This window comes from Streptomyces sp. NPDC102259 (assembly GCF_044766465.1).
GTDB lineage: Bacteria > Actinomycetota > Actinomycetes > Streptomycetales > Streptomycetaceae > Streptomyces.
Window position 1 is genome coordinate 339,722 of record NZ_JBIWMA010000006.1, and the last position, 18,038, is coordinate 357,759.

Annotated in this window: 14 protein-coding genes and 1 pseudogene; 9 read left to right on the top strand and 6 right to left on the bottom strand. The window is 71.8% G+C overall.

Annotation, left to right across the window (positions count from 1 at the left end; translation table 11 throughout):
- Positions 1 to 31 precede the first annotated feature (31 nt).
- Complete coding sequence (locus tag ACIRPU_RS17975) at positions 32 to 952, top strand: NTP transferase domain-containing protein (protein WP_403867876.1); 921 nt, start codon at positions 32 to 34, stop codon at positions 950 to 952.
- Positions 949 to 2,400, top strand: a complete 1,452-nt coding sequence (locus ACIRPU_RS17980; RefSeq protein WP_403867879.1) for a molybdopterin molybdotransferase MoeA — start codon at positions 949 to 951, stop codon at positions 2,398 to 2,400. Before ACIRPU_RS17975 ends, ACIRPU_RS17980 begins: the two co-directional genes overlap by 4 nt.
- An 81-nt stretch (positions 2,401 to 2,481) precedes the next feature.
- Here the strand turns inward: ACIRPU_RS17980 and ACIRPU_RS17985 are convergent, their stop codons facing one another.
- The gene (locus ACIRPU_RS17985; protein WP_403867882.1) at positions 2,482 to 3,600 is read right to left on the bottom strand and encodes a potassium channel family protein; all 1,119 of its coding nucleotides are present in this window, start codon (positions 3,598 to 3,600) and stop codon (positions 2,482 to 2,484) included.
- 120 nt (positions 3,601 to 3,720) lie between these two features.
- Here ACIRPU_RS17985 and ACIRPU_RS17990 point away from each other — a divergent pair.
- A pseudogene (locus ACIRPU_RS17990) lies at positions 3,721 to 4,419 on the top strand (potassium channel family protein); the annotation flags it as partial.
- A gap of 31 nt (positions 4,420 to 4,450) precedes the next feature.
- Here the strand turns inward: ACIRPU_RS17990 and ACIRPU_RS17995 are convergent.
- Together ACIRPU_RS17995 and ACIRPU_RS18000 are read right to left on the bottom strand one after the other, a co-directional pair.
- On the bottom strand, positions 4,451 to 5,299 hold the full coding sequence (locus ACIRPU_RS17995; protein WP_403867885.1) for an ABC transporter permease: 849 nt from the start codon (positions 5,297 to 5,299) through the stop codon (positions 4,451 to 4,453).
- Complete coding sequence (locus ACIRPU_RS18000) at positions 5,296 to 6,339, bottom strand: ATP-binding cassette domain-containing protein (protein ID WP_403867888.1); 1,044 nt, start codon at positions 6,337 to 6,339, stop codon at positions 5,296 to 5,298. Before ACIRPU_RS18000 ends, ACIRPU_RS17995 begins: the two co-directional genes overlap by 4 nt.
- Positions 6,340 to 6,503: 164 nt before the next feature.
- Here ACIRPU_RS18000 and ACIRPU_RS18005 point away from each other — a divergent pair, with 164 nt between their 5' ends.
- Positions 6,504 to 7,499: an NAD(P)H-quinone oxidoreductase gene (locus ACIRPU_RS18005; protein ID WP_403867892.1), complete on the top strand. Its 996-nt coding sequence runs from the start codon at positions 6,504 to 6,506 to the stop codon at positions 7,497 to 7,499.
- A 12-nt stretch (positions 7,500 to 7,511) separates the two neighbouring features.
- On the opposite strand, the gene ACIRPU_RS18010 is transcribed toward ACIRPU_RS18005, so the two are convergent.
- Positions 7,512 to 8,039, bottom strand: a complete 528-nt coding sequence (locus ACIRPU_RS18010; protein ID WP_403867895.1) for a hypothetical protein — start codon at positions 8,037 to 8,039, stop codon at positions 7,512 to 7,514.
- Between the two features lie 163 nt (positions 8,040 to 8,202).
- On the opposite strand from ACIRPU_RS18010, the gene ACIRPU_RS18015 reads away from it, so the two are divergent.
- On the top strand, positions 8,203 to 8,748 hold the full coding sequence (locus tag ACIRPU_RS18015) for a bacterial proteasome activator family protein (RefSeq protein WP_355707953.1): 546 nt from the start codon (positions 8,203 to 8,205) through the stop codon (positions 8,746 to 8,748).
- A gap of 110 nt (positions 8,749 to 8,858) precedes the next feature.
- Here the strand turns inward: ACIRPU_RS18015 and ACIRPU_RS18020 are convergent, their stop codons facing one another.
- Positions 8,859 to 10,490, bottom strand: coding sequence for a protein kinase domain-containing protein (locus ACIRPU_RS18020; protein WP_384118157.1), 1,632 nt, complete (start codon positions 10,488 to 10,490; stop codon positions 8,859 to 8,861).
- Between the two features lie 412 nt (positions 10,491 to 10,902).
- Between ACIRPU_RS18020 and ACIRPU_RS18025 the strand changes: the two genes are divergently transcribed.
- The gene (locus tag ACIRPU_RS18025; RefSeq protein ID WP_403867898.1) at positions 10,903 to 12,417 is read left to right on the top strand and encodes a protein kinase; all 1,515 of its coding nucleotides are present in this window, start codon (positions 10,903 to 10,905) and stop codon (positions 12,415 to 12,417) included.
- Between the two features lie 86 nt (positions 12,418 to 12,503).
- On the opposite strand, the gene ACIRPU_RS18030 is transcribed toward ACIRPU_RS18025, so the two are convergent.
- Positions 12,504 to 13,751, bottom strand: a complete 1,248-nt coding sequence (locus tag ACIRPU_RS18030; protein WP_403867901.1) for a phosphotransferase — start codon at positions 13,749 to 13,751, stop codon at positions 12,504 to 12,506.
- A gap of 546 nt (positions 13,752 to 14,297) precedes the next feature.
- On the opposite strand from ACIRPU_RS18030, the gene pdhA reads away from it, so the two are divergent.
- The 3 genes from pdhA to ACIRPU_RS18045 are packed head-to-tail and all read left to right on the top strand — an operon-like array spanning position 14,298 to position 18,028.
- On the top strand, positions 14,298 to 15,521 hold the full coding sequence (gene pdhA, locus ACIRPU_RS18035; protein WP_403867904.1) for a pyruvate dehydrogenase (acetyl-transferring) E1 component subunit alpha: 1,224 nt from the start codon (positions 14,298 to 14,300) through the stop codon (positions 15,519 to 15,521).
- Position 15,522: 1 nt separating this feature from the next.
- Complete coding sequence (locus ACIRPU_RS18040; RefSeq protein WP_403867907.1) at positions 15,523 to 16,515, top strand: alpha-ketoacid dehydrogenase subunit beta; 993 nt, start codon at positions 15,523 to 15,525, stop codon at positions 16,513 to 16,515.
- Between the two features lie 10 nt (positions 16,516 to 16,525).
- The gene (locus ACIRPU_RS18045) at positions 16,526 to 18,028 is read left to right on the top strand and encodes a dihydrolipoamide acetyltransferase family protein (protein WP_403867910.1); all 1,503 of its coding nucleotides are present in this window, start codon (positions 16,526 to 16,528) and stop codon (positions 18,026 to 18,028) included.
- Positions 18,029 to 18,038 lie beyond the last annotated feature (10 nt).

Here is an 18,038-nt window from a genome sequence, read left to right on the forward strand (position 1 = left end):
GCATCCCCGGGGCGGCCCGCATACTCGGGGGGTGACCTCGAACGAGCCCGCCGCCCACGACGCCGTCGTGCTCGCCGGTGGCGGCGCCCGCCGGCTCGGCGGCGCCGACAAGCCGGGCGTGCGGGTGGGCGGGCGCGCGCTGCTCGACCGGGTGCTCGGCGCCTGCGTCGACGCGCGCACCACCGTCGTCGTCGCCGACCCCCGCCCCACCGCGCGGCGCGTGCGCTGGGCACGCGAGGACCCGCCCGGCGCGGGACCCGTCGCCGCGCTCGACGCGGGACTGCGCCACACCACGGCGGACGACGTCCTCGTCCTCTCCGCCGATCTGCCCTTCCTCGCGGCGGACACCGTACGGCGGCTGCTGACCGCCCTGCGTGCCGGTGCGGTCGAGGGCGCGCTGCTCACCGACGCCGACGGCCGTGACCAGCCGCTCGTCGCCGCGTACCGCACGGCCGCCCTGCGCCGCGAACTGGCGGTGCTCACCGCCCGCGAAGGCGGCCTCACCGGACTGCCGCTGCGCCGGCTGACCGCCGGACTCGACCTCACCCGCGTCCCCGACCCGGTCGCCTCGTTCGACTGCGACACCTGGGACGACATCGCCGCCGCCAGGGCACGTATCAGGGAGCATGACCACGTGTTGGATGAATGGATTTCCGCAGTCAAGGACGAGCTGGGCATCGATCTCGACGTCGACACCGGCGCCCTCCTCGACCTCGCCCGCGACGCCGCCCACGGGGTGGCCAGGCCCGCGGCGCCGCTGACCACCTTCCTGGTCGGCTATGCGGCCGCGCAGGCCCAGGGAGGCCCCGAAGCCGTGGCCGAGGCCGCCCGCAAGGCCGCCGCACTGGCCCTGCGCTGGGCGGATGAGGCCGGGCAGGAGAAGGCCGCGCAGGAGAAGGCCGGGCAGCGGCAGGCCGACAAGCCCGGCGGCTCCGGACCGGACGCCGGATGACCGCCCGCGGTACCCGGCAGGGCCTCGACGCCGAGGACCTCGACGTCGAGGAGGCGCTCGCCCTCGTGAAGGACGGCAACGGCACCGCCCGTCCGGCCGGCGGCCACAGCCCCGCACAGCGCGAGGGCAGCGGCCACGGCACTCCGTCCTCCCCCTCCCGCTCTTCGTCCTCCTCTTCCTCGTCCTTCCCCTCCTCCGCGTCCCCGGAGGCCGGTCACCGGGGAGAGGCTGCCGAGCACCGCCACCGGGCGACCTCCTGGCCCGAGGCCCGGACGATCGCCGCCCGCGCCGCACGGTCCGGCGCCGCCCGCCTCGCCCCCGTCTCCGTGACCCTCGGCGACGCCCTCGGCCTCGTTCTGGCCGCCCCGCTGACGGCCCTCACCGACCTGCCCTCCTTCGACACCTCGGCGATGGACGGGTGGGCGGTCGCCGGTCCCGGCCCCTGGCACGTACGGGAAGAGGGCGTGCTGGCCGGGAGCGCGACGCCCGCGCCCCTGGCCGACGGCGAGGCCGTACGGATCGCCACCGGCGCGCGGATCCCCCCGGACACCACCGCGGTACTGCGCAGCGAGCACGGCCGGACCGACGACAACGGCCGGCTGCACCCGACCCGCGAGATGCAGCACGGCCAGGACATCCGCCCGCGGGGTCAGGAGTGCCGCAACGGGGATCAGCTGCTGCGTGCCGGGGCGGTGGTGACCCCGGCCGTCCTCGGCCTCGCAGCGGCCGCCGGGTACGACACGCTGGCGGCCGTCCCCCGGCCCCGGGTCGAGGTGCTCGTCCTGGGTGACGAACTGCTCACCGAGGGCCGCCCGCACGACGGCCTCATCCGGGACGCGCTCGGTCCGATGCTGCCGCCGTGGCTGCGGGCGCTGGGCGCCGAGGTCATCTCCGTACGCCGGCTCGGCGACGACGCGAAGGCCCTGCACAAGGCCATCACCGCATCCGGCGCCGATCTCGTCGTCACCACCGGGGGCACCGCCTCGGGGCCTGTCGATCACGTGCACCCCATCCTGCGCCGACTCGACGCCGAGCTCCTCGTCGACGGCGTCAAGGTGCGCCCCGGCCACCCGATGCTGCTGGCCCGCCTCAAGGAGGACCAGCACCTCGTCGGCCTGCCCGGCAACCCCCTCGCGGCCGTCTCCGGGCTGCTCACGCTCGCCGAGCCGCTGCTGCGCACCCTCGCCGCCCGACCGGCTCCGGAGCCGTACGTGCTGCCGCTGCGGCAATCGGCGCACGGGCACCCGTACGACACCCGGCTGATCCCGGTCGTCCTGCGGGGCGACCATGCCGTGCCGCTGCACTACAACGGCCCGGCCATGCTGCGGGGTATCGCGGCGGCCGATGCCCTCGCCGTCGTACCGCCGGGCGGCGCACGCGCGGGTCAGGAGGCCGAGCTCCTCGACCTGCCGTGGGCGAGCGCCGGGATCGACGCCTGTTTCACGTGAAACGGTCCTGATTCACCCGTGTTTCACGTGAAACAGCCCGAGCGGGCTTGCCCCCGCTCGCCCCCGGTTTCACGTGAAACGTCATGCCTGCTCGGACGCCGGGACGGCTCGGCTGACCGTGATCACACGGTCCCCCAGTTGGAGACGGGTGAGCCGGGGGTCGGTGTAGTCCAGCAGTTCCTTGCCCCGGACGACGGCCACGACCAGGTCCGCGCAGCTGCGTGGCGCCTCGCCGATCTCCGCCTTGCCGACCGGCCGCTCGATGAGGTCCAGGCCGTTGCCGAGGGTCATCAGGTTCTCCAGGGTCCTGGCCACGGTTGGGCTGACCATCGAGACGCCGAGCAGCCGCCCGGCGGAGCTGGAGCTGGTGATCACGGTGTCCGCGCCGCTCTGCTTGAGCAGCGGTACGTTCTCGTCCTCCCGGGCGGCCACGACGATCGTCGCGCGCCGGTTCAGCTGTCGGGCGGTGAGGGTGACCAGGGCGGCCGTGTCGTCGCGTTGCGGGGCGACGATCACCCGCGAGGCGGTCTGGACCTCGGCCTTGAGGAGCGTCTCGGAGCGGGTGGCGTCCCCGGTCACCGACACCAGTCCGTCGTCGCCGGCGGCGAGCGCGGACTTGCGCTGGGCGTCCACGATGACGATCCGGTCCTTGGGGATGCCCTGCCCGACGAGGGTCTCCACCGCGTGGCGGCCCTTCGTGCCGTATCCGACGACCACGACGTGGTTGCTGGTGCGGGCCCGCCAGCGGTGGATGCGGACCTGTTGACGGGTGCGCTCGGTGAGCACCTCCAGGGTGGTTCCGACCAGGATGATCAGGAACACCACGCGCAGCGGTGTGATGACGAGGATGTTGATGAGCCGGGCTGTGTCACTGACCGGGGTGATGTCGCCGTAGCCGGTGGTGGAGAGCGTGACGGTGGCGTAGTAGGCGGCGTCGAGGAGGCTGACGGCGCCGTCCGAGTTGTCGTTGTATCCGGCGTGGTCGGCGTACACGATCAGTGTGGTGACGGCCAGCACCAGCAGGCCCATGGCGAGGCGCCGCAACACCTGCTGGAGCGGAGGGGCGCCGATGCGCATGGGCATCGTGATGGAACGGCCCGCCTCCGCGTCGTCGCGGGCCTCGCTGCGGGAGCGGTACCAGAGGGACCTGAAGAGGGAGAGCCTGGCCGGACCGGCCGGCGGTCGTTCGTGGTCCTTCATCGTGTGCCCCCTGTGACGGTGATCCGATCGGTGGGCACCATGGTTCCCGGCGGGCTCGTACCCGTCATGAAGCAACACGTGTCCATGAGTCCACAGATATTCATGATCCCGGAGGTCCCCTTGCGCGACCACACTGTCGTCGTCGGCTTCGGCACGAAGGGACGGTCCGCGATCCGGACGGCCTGCGCGGCGGGCCTGCGCAAGGAGCAGGTCGTGGTGATCGACCCCAGTGCCAAGGTGATCGACGCGGCGACGGCCGAGGGCTACGAGGGCGTGGTCGGGGACGCCACCCGCAGTGACGTGCTGCGGCGGGCCGAGGTGCAGCGGGCGGCGCGGATCGTCATCGCGACCCAACGGGACGACACCGCCGTGCTCGTGGCGCTGACGGCCCGCCAGCTCAATCCCGGGGCGAAGATCGTGGCGGCGGTCCGCGAGGAGGAGAACGCCCCGCTGCTCAGGCAGTCGGGCGCCGACGAGGTCATCACCAGCGCGGGTGCGGCCGGCCGGCTCCTCGGCCTGTCCGTGCTCAGTCCGGCGGCGGGCCGGGTCATGGAGGACCTCATCCAGCAGGGCGACGGGCTTGACCTCGTCGAACGGCCCGTCACCAAGGCCGAGGCGGGCCGTGGACCGCGTGAGACGGACGACCTGGTGGTGAGCGTCGTCCGCGGGCACCGCGTCCTCGCCTACGACGACCCGGCGATCGGCGTGCTGGAACCTACGGACCGGGTGGTCACGATCGTGCGGGTGGGCCCGGACCGTGCCCGGGCCCCCCTCGGGACCCCCGGCATGCCCGGGGTCCCGCCACTCCCGTCGGCCTGAGGCGCATGCCCTCGGGCGGGGCCCGCCGGTGCTACTTGCGGTTGTAGAGCCGCATCGTCACCGGCCCGAAGACCAGCACGAAAAGCCCCGCCCACCCCAGTGACCAGGCGATCTCGGCACCGGGCCAGTCACCCGCCATCAGTCCCCGCACCGCCGAGGCCAGATGGGTGACCGGGCTGTTGTTGACGAAGGCCTGGAGCCAGCCCGGCATGGTGCGGGGATCGACGAACACGTTGGACAGGAAGGTGAGCGGGAAGATCACCATCATGCTGACGCCCATCACCGACTTCTCGGTGCGCAGCAGCAGCCCGAACATCGTCCAGATCCACGAGAACGCGAACGAGAAGACGACCAGCAGGGCGATTCCGGCGACCACCCCCGCGAGCCCGCCGTCCGGCCGGTAACCGAGGACCATGCCGACGGTGAGCATCACGACGGACGCGATCGTGTAGCGCAGCGCGTCGCCCAGCAGATAGCCGACCATCGTCGAGGGCCGCCAGATCGGCAACGACCGGAAGCGGTCGAAGACGCCCTTCTCGATGTCGGTGTTCACCGAGACGCCCGTGTACATCGTGATCATCACGACCGACATCACCAGGATGCCCGGCAGCAGGAACCGGATGTACTCCTCCGGGGAGCCGGCCAGGGCGCCCCCGAACAGGTACGTGTACATCAGCACCATCATGATCGGGAACGCGGTGACGTCGAAGAGCTGCTCCGGCACGTGCTTGATCTTGAGGATCGCCCGCCAGCCGAAGGTGAGGGAGGCCGAGAGGGCGCTCGGGCGGGGCGGCCGCTCCTGCGCGACGAGCAGCGCGGCCAGCGACTCGGCGCTGACGGGGGCGAGATCCTGGACGTCCGTGCCGGTCACGGTGCTCATACCGTCACCTCGCCTTTCCGGCCGCGGGCCGGTGTACCGGCACCGTCCGGCGCCCCGGGGCCGGCGTCGCTCTGCGTGTCGTGGCCGGTGAGGGCGAGGAACACCTCGTCCAGGCTGGGCTGCCCCAGGGAGAAGTCGTCGACGACGACCCCGGCCCGGGCCAGTTCCCCGAGGGCCCGGGCGGCCTGGGCGGCGGCCGTGTCACCCGCCGCCGCGTCGAGCCGGGCGGTCAGCGCCACCGGGTCCGGCTCCCGCTGGACGTCCGCGTCCAGGGCCAACCGCAGCACCTGCTCGGCCGCGGGGCGCTGCTCGGCGTCGCGCAGTCGCAGATGGACGGAGCCGGCGCCGACGGACGCCTTCAGCTCGCCCTTCGTGCCCTCGGCGATCACCCGGCCCCGGTCGATGACGGCGATCCGGGACGCCAGCTGGTCGGCCTCGTCCAGATACTGCGTGGTCAGCAGCACGGTGGTGCCCTGTGCGACCACCGCCCGCACGATCTCCCACACCTGGTTGCGGCTGCGCGGATCGAGCCCGGTCGTCGGCTCGTCGAGGAAGAGCAGGTCGGGCGTGCTGAGGATGGACGCGGCGATGTCGATCCGGCGCCGCATGCCGCCCGAGTAGTGCTTGACCTGCTTCCCGGCCGCGTCGGTGAGCCCGAACGCGGCGAGGAGCTGCGCGGAACGCTCCCGGGCGGCCTTCTTGGCGTGCCCGAGGAGCCGGCCGAGCAGCACCAGGTTCTCGGTGCCGGTGAGGTCCTCGTCCACGGACGCGTACTGGCCGGTGAGGCTCACCCGGCCGCGCACCTCGTCGGCCTCCCGGACGACGTCGTGGCCGAAGACCCGGGCCTGGCCGCCGTCCGGCCGCAGCAGCGTGGCGAGCATCTTCACGGTGGTCGTCTTGCCGGCGCCGTTCGGGCCGAGGACGCCGTAGACCGTGCCGGTGGGGACGGCGAGGTCGACGCCGTCCACGGCCCTGGTCCCGCCGAACGTCTTCACCAGGCCTGCGGTTTCGATCGCCAGGCCGGCGGTGTGCTGGCTCATGGGGGTTCCTTCCGCGTACTCGGGCTACGTATGGGGGGACCTTTGCCGTCGCTCGAACTCATCGGTGATCGCATGCCGATTCTTCCCGGGGTCGCCGTCCCGCCGCGGATCATGATCGGGAGCGAGGAGGGGGAGGAGCAGGGGGAGGGAGTAGCGTCCCTTGCATGCATGCGATCACGATTCCCGAACCTGGTGGTCCCGAGGCGCTGGTGTGGGACGAGGTCCCCGATCCCGTACCCGGCACGGGCGAGGTCCTGGTCGAGGTGGTGGCCGGCGCCGTCAACCGGGCCGACATCCTTCAGCGGCAGGGCTTCTACGATCCGCCGCCAGGCGCCTCCCGCTACCCCGGCCTGGAGTGCTCCGGCCGGATCGTCGAGGTCGGCCCCGGCGTCTCCGGCTGGTCCGTCGGCGACGAGGTGTGCGCGCTACTCGCGGGCGGCGGATACGCCGAGAAGGTCGCCGTGCCGGCCAAACAGCTGCTGCCGGTGCCGGACGGCGTCGATCTCCGGCGGGCCGCCGCGCTCCCCGAGGTGACCTGCACCGTCTGGTCGAACGTCTTCATGATCGCCCACCTCCGTCCCGGCGAGACGCTGCTCGTGCACGGCGGCTCCAGCGGCATCGGGACCATGGCGATCCAGCTGGCCAAGGCCGTCGGCGCCAGGGTCGCCGTCACCGCGGGCACCAAGGAGAAGCTGGACCAGTGCGCCGAGCTGGGCGCGGACATCCTGATCAACTACCGCGAGCAGGACTTCGTCGCCGAGCTGAAGCAGGCCACGGACGGCGCGGGCGCCGACGTCATCCTCGACAACATGGGCGCGAAGTACCTGGACCGCAACGTCCAGGCGCTCGCCGTCAACGGCCGCCTCGCGATCATCGGTATGCAGGGGGGCAGCAAGGCCGAGCTGAACATCGGCGCCCTCCTCGGCAAGCGTGCCGCGATCAGCGCGACCTCGCTGCGGGCCCGTCCCCTGGAGGAGAAGACGGCCATCGTGGCGGCCGTGCGCGAACACGTCTGGCCGCTGCTCGCCGCCGGCCACGTCCGCCCCGTCGTCGACCGCGAGGTCCCGATGAGCGACGCGGCCGAGGCCCACCGGATCGTCGAGGCCAGCAGCCACGTCGGCAAGGTGCTGCTGGTCACGCCCGAGGGCAGGTCGGCCTAGGGGGCGGCCGCCTCAGGTGTGGCGCAGTCGCAGGGCGGCCAGGGCGAGGGCGATGCCGAGGCCGATGAGAACGAGGCCGCTGCCGAGCGGCAGGATCTGAAGGACCGGGCCGTCGGACCGCTCCGGCTGCGCCACGGCCCGCCGCACGGCGTCCCGCGGCGCACCCGAGGGCACGGGAGCGGCGGCCTCCGGCGACTCGGACGCGTCGGTGTCGTCGGAGAGGCCGTCGCCGCTCCCGTCGCCCGCGCTGTCCTCGCCCTCCGTGTCCTGGGCCTCCTCGTCCACTTCCTCGTCGGCCTCCTCCTCCGCGTGGTCGCCCACCCGCCCGGGTCGCTGGCGTCCCTCGCCCGCCCGGCTGCCGGCCCGGTCCGGCTCGGGGGAGGAGGGGGCGGGGGTGGCGGACGCCGACGCGGAGACGTACGACGCGGCGGCCGCGTACGACGAGGCGCCCCCGTAGGGCAGCACGAGCACGCCCAGCACGCCCGCTCCGACGCCCACGCCGACCCGCATAACGCACAACGCCTGCTGCCATGGAGTCACGTCCGTGACCCCCTCCCGGTGCCCAGTCGCCAAGAAAAGACGCAATAAGCCTCACATCAGGGATCTATCGCCGCATTCCGGACTCCGCCGAACGGAAACAGTGGATCACCTTTCCCGGGGGGTGCCACGGTGATGAGGTGGGGACGTGCGAGAGAATGACGGCATGGAGATGCCGAGGAACGAAAGGTCGCCGGAGAACGCCCAGAAGATCCTGGTCGTAGGTCAGGACGGCATGGCGCTCGGTGACATCGACGCTGACGACGACTCCCGTGAGATCCCGGTGACCGAGCAGGTCGAGCAGCCGGCGAAGGTCATGCGGATCGGCAGCATGATCAAGCAGCTGCTCGAGGAGGTGCGCGCGGCTCCCCTGGACGAGGCGAGCCGGGTCCGGCTGAAGGAGATCCACTCGAGCTCGGTGAAGGAGTTGGAGGACGGCCTGGCGCCGGAGCTGGTCGAGGAGCTGGAGCGGCTCTCCCTGCCGTTCAACGAGGAATCGACCCCGAGCGACGCGGAACTGCGCATCGCGCAGGCCCAGTTGGTCGGCTGGCTGGAGGGCCTCTTCCACGGCATCCAGACCACCCTCTTCGCCCAGCAGATGGCCGCGCGCGCCCAGTTGGAGCAGATGCGCCGCGCGCTGCCGCCGGGAGTGAGTCACGAGGGCGTCGACGACCCGCGCGCGGGCGGCCGTTCGGGCGGGCCGTACCTCTAAAGACGCTGGTCGGGTATCCGTAGCCGTACACACGAGAAGGGCCAGGCGTTCGGCGCCGGGCCCTTCTCCCATCACGTCACGCCATCACGTCAGGCCATGACGTCAGGCGGTCACGACGCCGGGTTGCCCGTGGAGACCTTGATCTGGATCTCCGGCATGTCCTTCGGGTCGACGTCCGTCCCGGCGGCGGGGAACTGGTCCATGACCGCCCCGTCGCCGTAGGTGTTCTCGTCGACCTTCACGATCTTGTACTGCCAGCCGGCGGCCTGGAAGCACTCCTTGACCGAGCCGATGTACTTGAACTTGAGGTTCGGCACCTGGATCTTGTCGGGGTCGTTGTACGACTCCTGCGGCTCGGAGCACTCCGTCGACTCGATCACCTTGGAGGTGTCCGGCCCCCGGTAGTCCGCCGCCTTCGTCGCCGACGGCGAGGAACTGCTGCTGCCGCCGCCCTTGGCGTCGTCGTCACCTCCGCTCACCGCGAGGCTGGCGATGAGGCCGCCGACCGCCACCACGGCGACGACGGCCGAGCCGATGAGCACCGCCTTGCTGCTCCTGCGGCCGCCGCCGCCCGAGGACACCGTGGTGGACGGCTGCGGGCTGAGGTTGTACGCGGGCGGGGTGTGCGGGGCCTGCTGGTGGCCGTAGGCCGGAGCCGGCGTCTGGTAGCCCTGCTGCGGGTAGCCGTAGGAGGCCGGCGTCGGCGTGCCGTACGGGTTCGGGGTCGGCGCGGGCTGGTAGGGCGTCTGGACGCCGCCCTGGGGCGGCGGGGTGCCCTGACCGATCGGCGGGAACACCGCGGAACCGACGCCCGCGCCGCTCGACGTCTGCGCGCCCGGGACGATGCTCGGCGGGGCCGGCTGGAAGGAGGCGGCGACCCGCAGGCACTCGTCGCGCATGGCGACAGCGGTCGGAAAGCGCTCGTTCGGGTTCTTCTTCAGCGCGCGGGCGATCAGCGCGTCGACGGCCGGCGGCAGCGCCCGGTTGATCGAGGAGGGAGCCACCGGCTCCTCCTGCACGTGCGCGTACGCGATCGCAAGCGGCGAATCGGCCTCGAACGGCAGCCGCCCGGTGACCAGTTGGAACAGCATGATGCCGACCGAGTACAGGTCGGACCGGGCGTCCACCGCACGCCCCAGCGCCTGTTCGGGCGAGAGGTACTGCGGGGTGCCGACGACCATGCCGGTCTGCGTCATCGAGGTGACCCCGGACTGCATCGCGCGCGCGATGCCGAAGTCCATCACCTTGACCACGCCGCGCTTGGTCATCATCACGTTGCCGGGCTTGATGTCGCGGTGGACGAGCCCCATCTCGTGGCTGATCTCCAGGGCCGCCAGCACGTCCGCGGTGATCTTCAGCGCCTTGTCGGCGGGCATCGCGCCCTGCTGCCGTACGTCCTCGTCGAGCACGGAGCCGAGCGGGCGGCCCTCGATGTACTCCATGACGATGTACGGAGTCGTCAGCCCCTCTACGTCGTCCTCGCCGGTGTCGAAGACGGAGACGATGTTGGTGTGCGTGAGCTTGGCCACGGCCTGGGCCTCGCGGCGGAAGCGCTCGCGGAAGGCCTGCTCGCGGCCGAGTTCGGTGTGCAGGGTCTTCACCGCGACCTGACGGTCGAGCACGGCGTCGTAGGCGAGGTGCACCGAGGCCATGCCGCCCTCGCCGAGCAAGTCGCGCAGCTGATACCGGCCGGCGGCGAGCGCCCGCCCCGCGTACCGGCCCTGCGCGCCGTCCTGGCTCATCTTCTGCGTCCCCCGTAGGCCCTCAGGCGCCGTTGACTGTCGTTGATCGAAAGTGCTATTCCCGGCCAAGTCTGCCGTAGGGCACTGACACGTCAAGCTCGGTGCCCGTTCCGTGACCCTAAGAGAAAGAAGCGTCGCGGAAGCGTTACAGGCGCCGTACGGCCGGTACACAGCATTTGCACGTCGGTACGGAGTACAGGTTTCATGGCCGGTCCGTCTCGGACCGGCGTCCGGGCCCGCCCCGGGCGATGTTCCGGGGATCGTCCCGGGCCGGAGGCTTGCGCGGAGGCTGTAGCGTGGCCGACGGAGACCGTAACAACACCGCGCGTTCCGCGGGCAGAAACGACGGCGAGGACTGATGGCACAGCAGCGCGCTCAGGGCCCGTCCGACCCCGAGGCGACTGGCGGCGGTATGTCAGATGCGCCGGAGAACTGGGGCAACGGCGGGTTGGTTGGGGACGGCCGGTACCGGCTGACCGGCAGACTCGGCCGAGGTGGCATGGCCGAGGTGTTCGCGGCCGAGGACGTACGCCTCGGACGCACCGTCGCGGTCAAGCTGCTGCGCGCCGATCTCGCCGAGGACCCCGTGTCCAAGGCCCGTTTCACGCGCGAGGCCCAGTCGGTGGCCGGCCTCAACCACCATGCGATCGTCGCCGTGTACGACTCCGGCGAGGACTTCGTGGGCGGCCAGAGCGTGCCGTACATCGTCATGGAGATCGTCGAGGGGCGCACGATCCGCGACCTGCTCCTCAACGCCGAGGCGCCGGGCCCGGAGCAGGCCCTGATCATCACCTCGGGCGTGCTGGAGGCGCTGGCCTACTCGCACCAGCACGGCATCGTGCACCGTGACATCAAGCCGGCGAACGTGATCATCACGCACAACGGCGCCGTCAAGGTGATGGACTTCGGCATCGCGCGCGCCCTGCACGGCGCGTCCACGACGATGACGCAGACCGGCATGGTCATGGGCACCCCGCAGTACCTGTCCCCGGAGCAGGCGCTCGGCAAGGCCGTCGACTACCGCTCCGACCTGTACGCGACGGGCTGCCTGCTGTACGAACTGCTCGCGCTGCGGCCGCCGTTCACCGGCGAGACGCCGCTGTCGGTGGTCTACCAGCACGTGCAGGACATCCCGGTGCCGCCGTCGCAGACCTCGGACGGGCAGTGCCCGCCGGAACTCGACGGCCTCGTCATGCGGTCCCTGGCCAAGGACCCCGACGACCGGTTCCAGACGGCGGAGGAGATGCGCGGTCTGGTCCAGTACGGGCTCCAGATGCTGTACGACCAGGGCGGCCACACCGGTACCTGGAACACCGGCCCGGTCGGCGCGCACGACGGCCGCGGCACGCCCGCCGGCGGCTTCGCGAGCACGGCCGCGCCGACGCACGGCGCCGACGCCTCCAGCACCTCGCAGATCCCGCAGCCGATCCTGCCCACCGGCTACGGCGGCGGTGACGACGGCGGCTTCGAGGGGCACGGCAACAAGGGCAGCGGCCGCGGCAAGCTGTGGATCCTCGCCGTCTTCGCGGTGATCGCCATCGCCGCGGGCGTCGCGCTCGCGCTGAACGGCCAGGGGAAGGGCAGCGGCGGCAGCGACACCTCGCCGTCGCCGTCCACCTCGCAGTCCGCGACGGGCGACACCTCCAGCGAGACGCCGAGCGACGAGGCGAGCGACACGTCCACGGACGACACCTCGGACGACAACTCCGGTTCGAACTCCGATTCGGACTGGACGCCGTCGTACTCGCCCTCGTACTCGCCGTCGTACTCCCCCTCCGCATCGGCCAGCAGCGAGCCGACGGACGAGGAGACGGAGACCCAGCCGTCGGACGATCCGACGGACACGCAGCCTTCGGACGATCCGACGGATGTGGAGCCGAGCGACCCGGCCACCGAGGGCGGCACCCTCGGCAGCATCGGAAACTGACCGAGGCACCCCTCACGTCACGACGTCACGCGCGCGTGGGCCCATGACAGGGCTCCACGCGCGCGTGTCGCGTTCCGGGGCCCGGGTCAGTCCGCGAACGCGCCGCACACCGCGTCGTACTCCCGGGTCCACCACACGGCGAGGGCCGAGGCCGCCGGGAACTGGGAGTCCGCGCGGGTGTCGCCGCGCTCGTAGTGCCAGCGCAGCATCCAGAAGTCGTTGAGGCGCTCCCACCACACCCGGTGCACGGCCGCCGCGAGTTCCAAGGGCGTGGCCCCGGCCGCGCGCCGGTACGCGCGTGCGTACTGCCTCGCCTTCGGCAGGTCGAGGGTGCCGTCGGGGCGGACGAAGAAGATCGCGGCGGCGCGGACGGCCTCCTCGGCGCGGGGCTGCACGCCCAGCCGGTCCCAGTCGACGATGGCGGCGGGGGCGTCCCCGCGGTAGAGCAGGTTGAAGGGGTGGAAGTCCCCGTGCACCCAGCCGACCGGGCCGCCGTGCGGGGGACGCCGGTCCGCGTGGCGTTCCAGCAGCGTGCGCCGTTCCAGGAGGCGGTGGCGGGCCAGCTCGTCGAAGGAGTCGGCCGGGCGGTGGCGGCGCACGCGCGCGAGGAGGTCGTCGATCAGGACGAACGTGTCGGCGGGGTCGGGGCTCGGGGCGGGCGCGGTGCTCTCGACGGGCGCGGGGCGCTCGGCGGCGGTGTGCTCGGCGGGAGCGGTGGCCGCGGCGCGGGTGCGGCGCTCGGGCGGGGTGGCACGGCGCTCAGGGGGGCGTCGTGGGTCGCGCTTCGGGTCGCGCGTCGGTGGGGCGTTCTCGGCGGTCTCTGCTTTCTCGGCGTTCTCCCCGCGCTCCCGCGGCCCGTGTTCTCCGCGCCCCGGGAGCGGGCGCTCGCCGTGGGCCGCCCGCATCACGTGTTCCAGGCTGGCGTGCACGACCCCCAGCAGTGCTCCCAGACGGCCGCACTGGCCGGGGGTGAGCTGGGAGCCGTGGCGGTGGCGGCCGTCGATCCACGGGTGGAGGGCGTAGGCGTGGCCGCCGACGACGGCGACCGTGCGTCCGTCGTGGCCGGGCAGCGGGGGAGCGACCGGGACGCCGAGGTCGGCCAGGCGCTCGGTGGCCCGGTGCTGGCGGGCGATGGAGGCGGGGTCGGCGGTGTCCGGGTCGAAGTGGTGCTTGAGGAAGTAGCGGCCTCGGGTGGTGCGCAGCCGGTAGCCGCGATTCAACAGCCCCTCGTCGACGGGCTCACAGGTGAGCGCGGTGCCGGCGGCGTACCGGCGGAGCAGGGCGCCCAGAGGGGGCGCGTGGAGTACTAAGGGGGGTACACAGGAGCGCGGCACGCGCCCGATGCTAGGGCACGATCCGAGGCTGTGAGCTGGGCGTTGTCACAGAAAGTCACTAAGTATCAATAACTGTCACAGCTGGTCGCTTCAGGTCGCCGCCAGGGCCTGCACGGTCACCACGAGGTCGGTATCAGGCAGGCGACCTCATGGTCGGCGAGTGGAAGAACAGCGACTTTTCCTACTTCGCGCACACGGCCGGTCTCCACAGACGGAGTCTTCCCGTGGACTGGGTGCGCGGGATAACGTGCCGTTGCTCCGGCCTCCTGCAAGGCTGTGACCAGGCTCTCTCCCGACTTTGCCGATTTACTTGGAAATCCAAGCAAAAACGCAGGTCAAGAGGGGTTTCACAGAAATGTGAAGCACTGGGTAACGTGATGACCGCAGGGCGCTCGCCGGGGCACCTGTCACACCTGTTCCGACCGAGTGGCACCCACCCCGTGCACGGGCGTCGGAACAGGTGAGCCGCTCCCTCAGGCCCTTCAGGGGCTGGGGGGATCCCCAGTCCCCGGCAACCCCGGGGGCCGGACCGACGGAGGAGCACACGTGACCGTGGAGAGCACTGCCGCGCGCAAGCCGCGACGCAGCGCCGGAAGCAAGGCCGGCACCACCGGCGCCGAGCGCGCCACCCGCACCACCGCCAGGAAGCCCGCCGAGCCCGAGCTCGTGCAGCTGCTGACGCCGGAGGGCAAGCGGGTCAAGAACGCGAAGAACGCGGAGTACGCCAAGTACGTCGCCGGTGTCACCCCCGAAGAGCTCCGCGGCCTGTACCGCGACATGGTGCTCACCCGTCGCTTCGACGCCGAGGCCACCGCCCTCCAGCGCCAGGGCGAGCTGGGTCTGTGGGCCTCGCTGCTCGGCCAGGAGGCCGCCCAGATCGGCTCCGGCCGGGCCCTGCGCGACGACGACTACGTCTTCCCGACCTATCGCGAGCACGGCGTCGCCTGGTGCCGCGGGGTCGACCCGACCAACCTGCTCGGCATGTTCCGGGGAGTGAACAACGGCGGCTGGGACCCCAACGGCAACAACTTCCACCTCTACACGATCGTCATCGGCTCCCAGACGCTGCACGCCACCGGCTACGCCATGGGCGTCGCCAAGGACGGCGCGGACAGCGCGGTGATCGCCTACTTCGGCGACGGCGCGAGCAGCCAGGGCGATGTGGCGGAGTCCTTCACCTTCTCCGCCGTCTACAACGCGCCGGTCGTGTTCTTCTGCCAGAACAACCAGTGGGCGATCTCCGAGCCCACCGAGAAGCAGACCCGGGTGCCGCTCTACCAGCGCGCACAGGGCTACGGCTTCCCCGGCGTCCGCGTCGACGGCAACGACGTCCTGGCCTGCCTCGCGGTCACCAGGTGGGCGCTGGACCGGGCCCGCGACGGCGAGGGCCCCACCCTCGTCGAGGCGTACACGTACCGCATGGGCGCCCACACCACCTCCGACGACCCGACGAAGTACCGGGCCGACGAGGAGCGCGAGGCCTGGGAGGCGAAGGACCCGATCCTGCGCCTGCGCCGCCACCTGGAGGCCTCAAACCACACGAACGAGGGATTCTTCGCGGAACTCGAGACGGAGAGCGAGGCGTTGGGAAGGCGAGTGCGCGAAGCGGTCCGCGCCATGCCGGACCCGGACCGTTTCGCCATCTTCGAGAACGTGTACGCGGACGGACACGCGCTCGTCGACGAGGAGCGGGCCCAGTTCGCGGCCTACCAGGCATCGTTCGCGACGGAATCTGACAGCGGCTTCGCCGCGGGTTCGGGGGGAAACTGAGATGGCGGAGACCGTGACGTCCAAGAACCTGGCCCTGGCCAAGGCGATCAACGAGTCGCTGCGCCGCGCCCTGGAGGAGGACCCCAAGGTCCTGATCATGGGTGAGGACGTCGGCAAGCTCGGCGGCGTCTTCCGGGTGACCGACGGCCTGCACAAGGACTTCGGGGAGGACCGGGTCATCGACACCCCGCTCGCCGAGTCCGGCATCGTCGGCACCGCGATCGGGCTAGCCCTGCGCGGCTACCGGCCGGTGGTGGAGATCCAGTTCGACGGCTTCGTGTTCCCGGCCTACGACCAGATCGTCACGCAGCTCGCCAAGATGCACGCGCGCTCGCTCGGCAAGGTCAAGCTGCCGGTCGTCGTCCGCATCCCCTACGGCGGCGGCATCGGCGCGGTCGAGCACCACTCGGAGTCGCCGGAAGCCCTCTTCGCGCACGTGTCGGGCCTGAAGATCGTCTCCCCGTCCAACGCGTCCGACGCGTACTGGATGATGCAGCAGGCCATCCAGAGCGACGACCCGGTGATCTTCTTCGAGCCGAAGCGGCGCTACTGGGACAAGGGCGAGGTCAACCCCGAGGCGATCCCCGGCCCGCTGCACAAGGCCCGGGTCGTCCGCGAGGGCACCGACCTGACCCTCGTCGCCTACGGCCCGATGGTGAAGCTCTGCCAGGAGGTCGCCGCCGTGGCCGCCGAGGAGGGCAAGAACCTGGAGGTCCTGGACCTGCGATCGGTGTCGCCCCTGGACTTCGACGCGATCCAGACGTCGGTCGAGAAGACCCGTCGCCTGGTCGTCGTCCATGAGGCGCCGGTGTTCTTCGGCTCCGGCGCGGAGATCGCGGCCCGGATCACCGAACGCTGCTTCTACCACCTGGAGGCCCCGGTGCTCAGGGTCGGCGGCTATCACGCCCCGTACCCGCCGGCGCGCCTGGAGGAGGAGTACCTGCCGGGCCTGGACCGGGTGCTCGACGCCGTCGACCGTGCCCTGGCGTACTGAGGAGAGGGTCGTGACGACGATGACGGAAGCGTCCGTACGCGAGTTCAAGATGCCCGACGTGGGCGAGGGGCTCACCGAGGCCGAAATCCTCAAGTGGTACGTCCAGCCCGGCGACACGGTGACGGACGGCCAGGTGGTGTGCGAGGTCGAGACGGCCAAGGCCGCCGTCGAACTGCCCATCCCCTACGACGGGGTGGTCCGCGCGCTGCACTTCCCCGAGGGCACCACGGTCGACGTGGGCATGTCGATCATTGCCGTGGACGTGGCGGGAGGGACGGGCGGCACTCCGGTCGCCGCCCCGATCGCCGAGGTACCGGCGCAGGCGCCCGCGCAGGCCGAAGCACCGCAGGCCGAAGCACCGCAGGCCGAAGCACCGCAGGCGGCCGCACCGCAGGCCGAGGCGGCGAAGCCGGTGGGTTCCGGCCGTCAGCCGGTCCTCGTCGGGTACGGCGTGGCCGCGTCCTCCACCAAGCGCCGTCCGCGCAAGGGTCCGGAGATCGCGGTCTCCCGGGTCCCGGACACGATCCAGGTGGAGCTGAACGGCCATGGCGGCGCGCCCGCCGTGAAGGAACGCCCGCTGGCCAAGCCGCCGGTGCGCAAGCTGGCCAAGGACCTCGGCGTCGATCTCGCCACGGTGGTCCCGTCCGGCCCGGACGGCATCATCACCCGCGAGGACGTCCACGCGGCGGCGGCCCCGGCAGCCCCGGCGGCCCCGGCCACGCAGGCCGCTCCGGTGGCCGAGCCGGTGCCGCAGGTGACGCAGGCTCCGGTCACGACCCCCGCGGCCGTGCCCGTGCCGTCGTACGACACGGCTCGGGAGACCCGGATCCCGGTCAAGGGCGTCCGCAAGGCGACGGCGGCGGCGATGGTCGGTTCGGCGTTCACCGCGCCGCACGTCACGGAGTTCGTGACGATCGACGTGACGCGCACGCTGAAGCTGGTCGAGGAGCTCAAGCAGGACAAGGACATGCAGGGCCTGCGGGTGAACCCGCTCCTGCTGATCGCCAGGGCCCTGCTGGTCGCCGTCAAGCGCAACCCGGAGATCAACGCGTCCTGGGACGAGGCGGCGCAGGAGATCGTGGTCAAGCACTACGTCAACCTGGGCATCGCGGCCGCGACCCCCAGGGGTCTGCTGGTCCCGAACATCAAGGACGCCCACGCCAAGACGCTGCCGCAGCTGGCGGAGTCCCTGGGCGAGCTGGTCTCGACGGCGCGGGAGGGCCGGACGTCCCCGGCCGCCATGCAGGGCGGCACGGTGACCATCACCAACGTCGGCGTCTTCGGCGTCGACACCGGCACCCCGATCCTCAACCCCGGCGAGTCCGCGATCCTCGCGATCGGTGCGATCAAGCTCCAGCCGTGGGTCCACAAGGGCAAGGTGAAGCCACGTCAGGTGACGACACTGGCGCTGAGCTTCGACCACCGGCTGGTGGACGGGGAGCTGGGATCCAAGGTGCTGGCGGATGTGGCGGCCATCCTGGAGCAGCCCAAGAAGCTGATCACCTGGAGTTAGGAGCGGCCCT

Bases quoted from the DNA above. Each gene is read 5' to 3' on its own strand.
- ACIRPU_RS17980 (WP_403867879.1), top strand. From the start codon at position 949: ATGACCGCCCGCGGTACCCGGCAGGGCCTCGACGCCGAGGACCTCGAC.
- ACIRPU_RS17985 (WP_403867882.1), bottom strand. From the start codon at position 3,600: ATGAAGGACCACGAACGACCGCCGGCCGGTCCGGCCAGGCTCTCCCTC.
- ACIRPU_RS17995 (WP_403867885.1), bottom strand. From the start codon at position 5,299: ATGAGCACCGTGACCGGCACGGACGTCCAGGATCTCGCCCCCGTCAGC.
- ACIRPU_RS18000 (WP_403867888.1), bottom strand. From the start codon at position 6,339: ATGAGCCAGCACACCGCCGGCCTGGCGATCGAAACCGCAGGCCTGGTG.
- ACIRPU_RS18005 (WP_403867892.1), top strand. From the start codon at position 6,504: ATGCATGCGATCACGATTCCCGAACCTGGTGGTCCCGAGGCGCTGGTG.
- ACIRPU_RS18015 (WP_355707953.1), top strand. From the start codon at position 8,203: ATGGAGATGCCGAGGAACGAAAGGTCGCCGGAGAACGCCCAGAAGATC.
- ACIRPU_RS18020 (WP_384118157.1), bottom strand. From the start codon at position 10,490: ATGAGCCAGGACGGCGCGCAGGGCCGGTACGCGGGGCGGGCGCTCGCC.
- ACIRPU_RS18025 (WP_403867898.1), top strand. From the start codon at position 10,903: ATGTCAGATGCGCCGGAGAACTGGGGCAACGGCGGGTTGGTTGGGGAC.
- ACIRPU_RS18040 (WP_403867907.1), top strand. From the start codon at position 15,523: ATGGCGGAGACCGTGACGTCCAAGAACCTGGCCCTGGCCAAGGCGATC.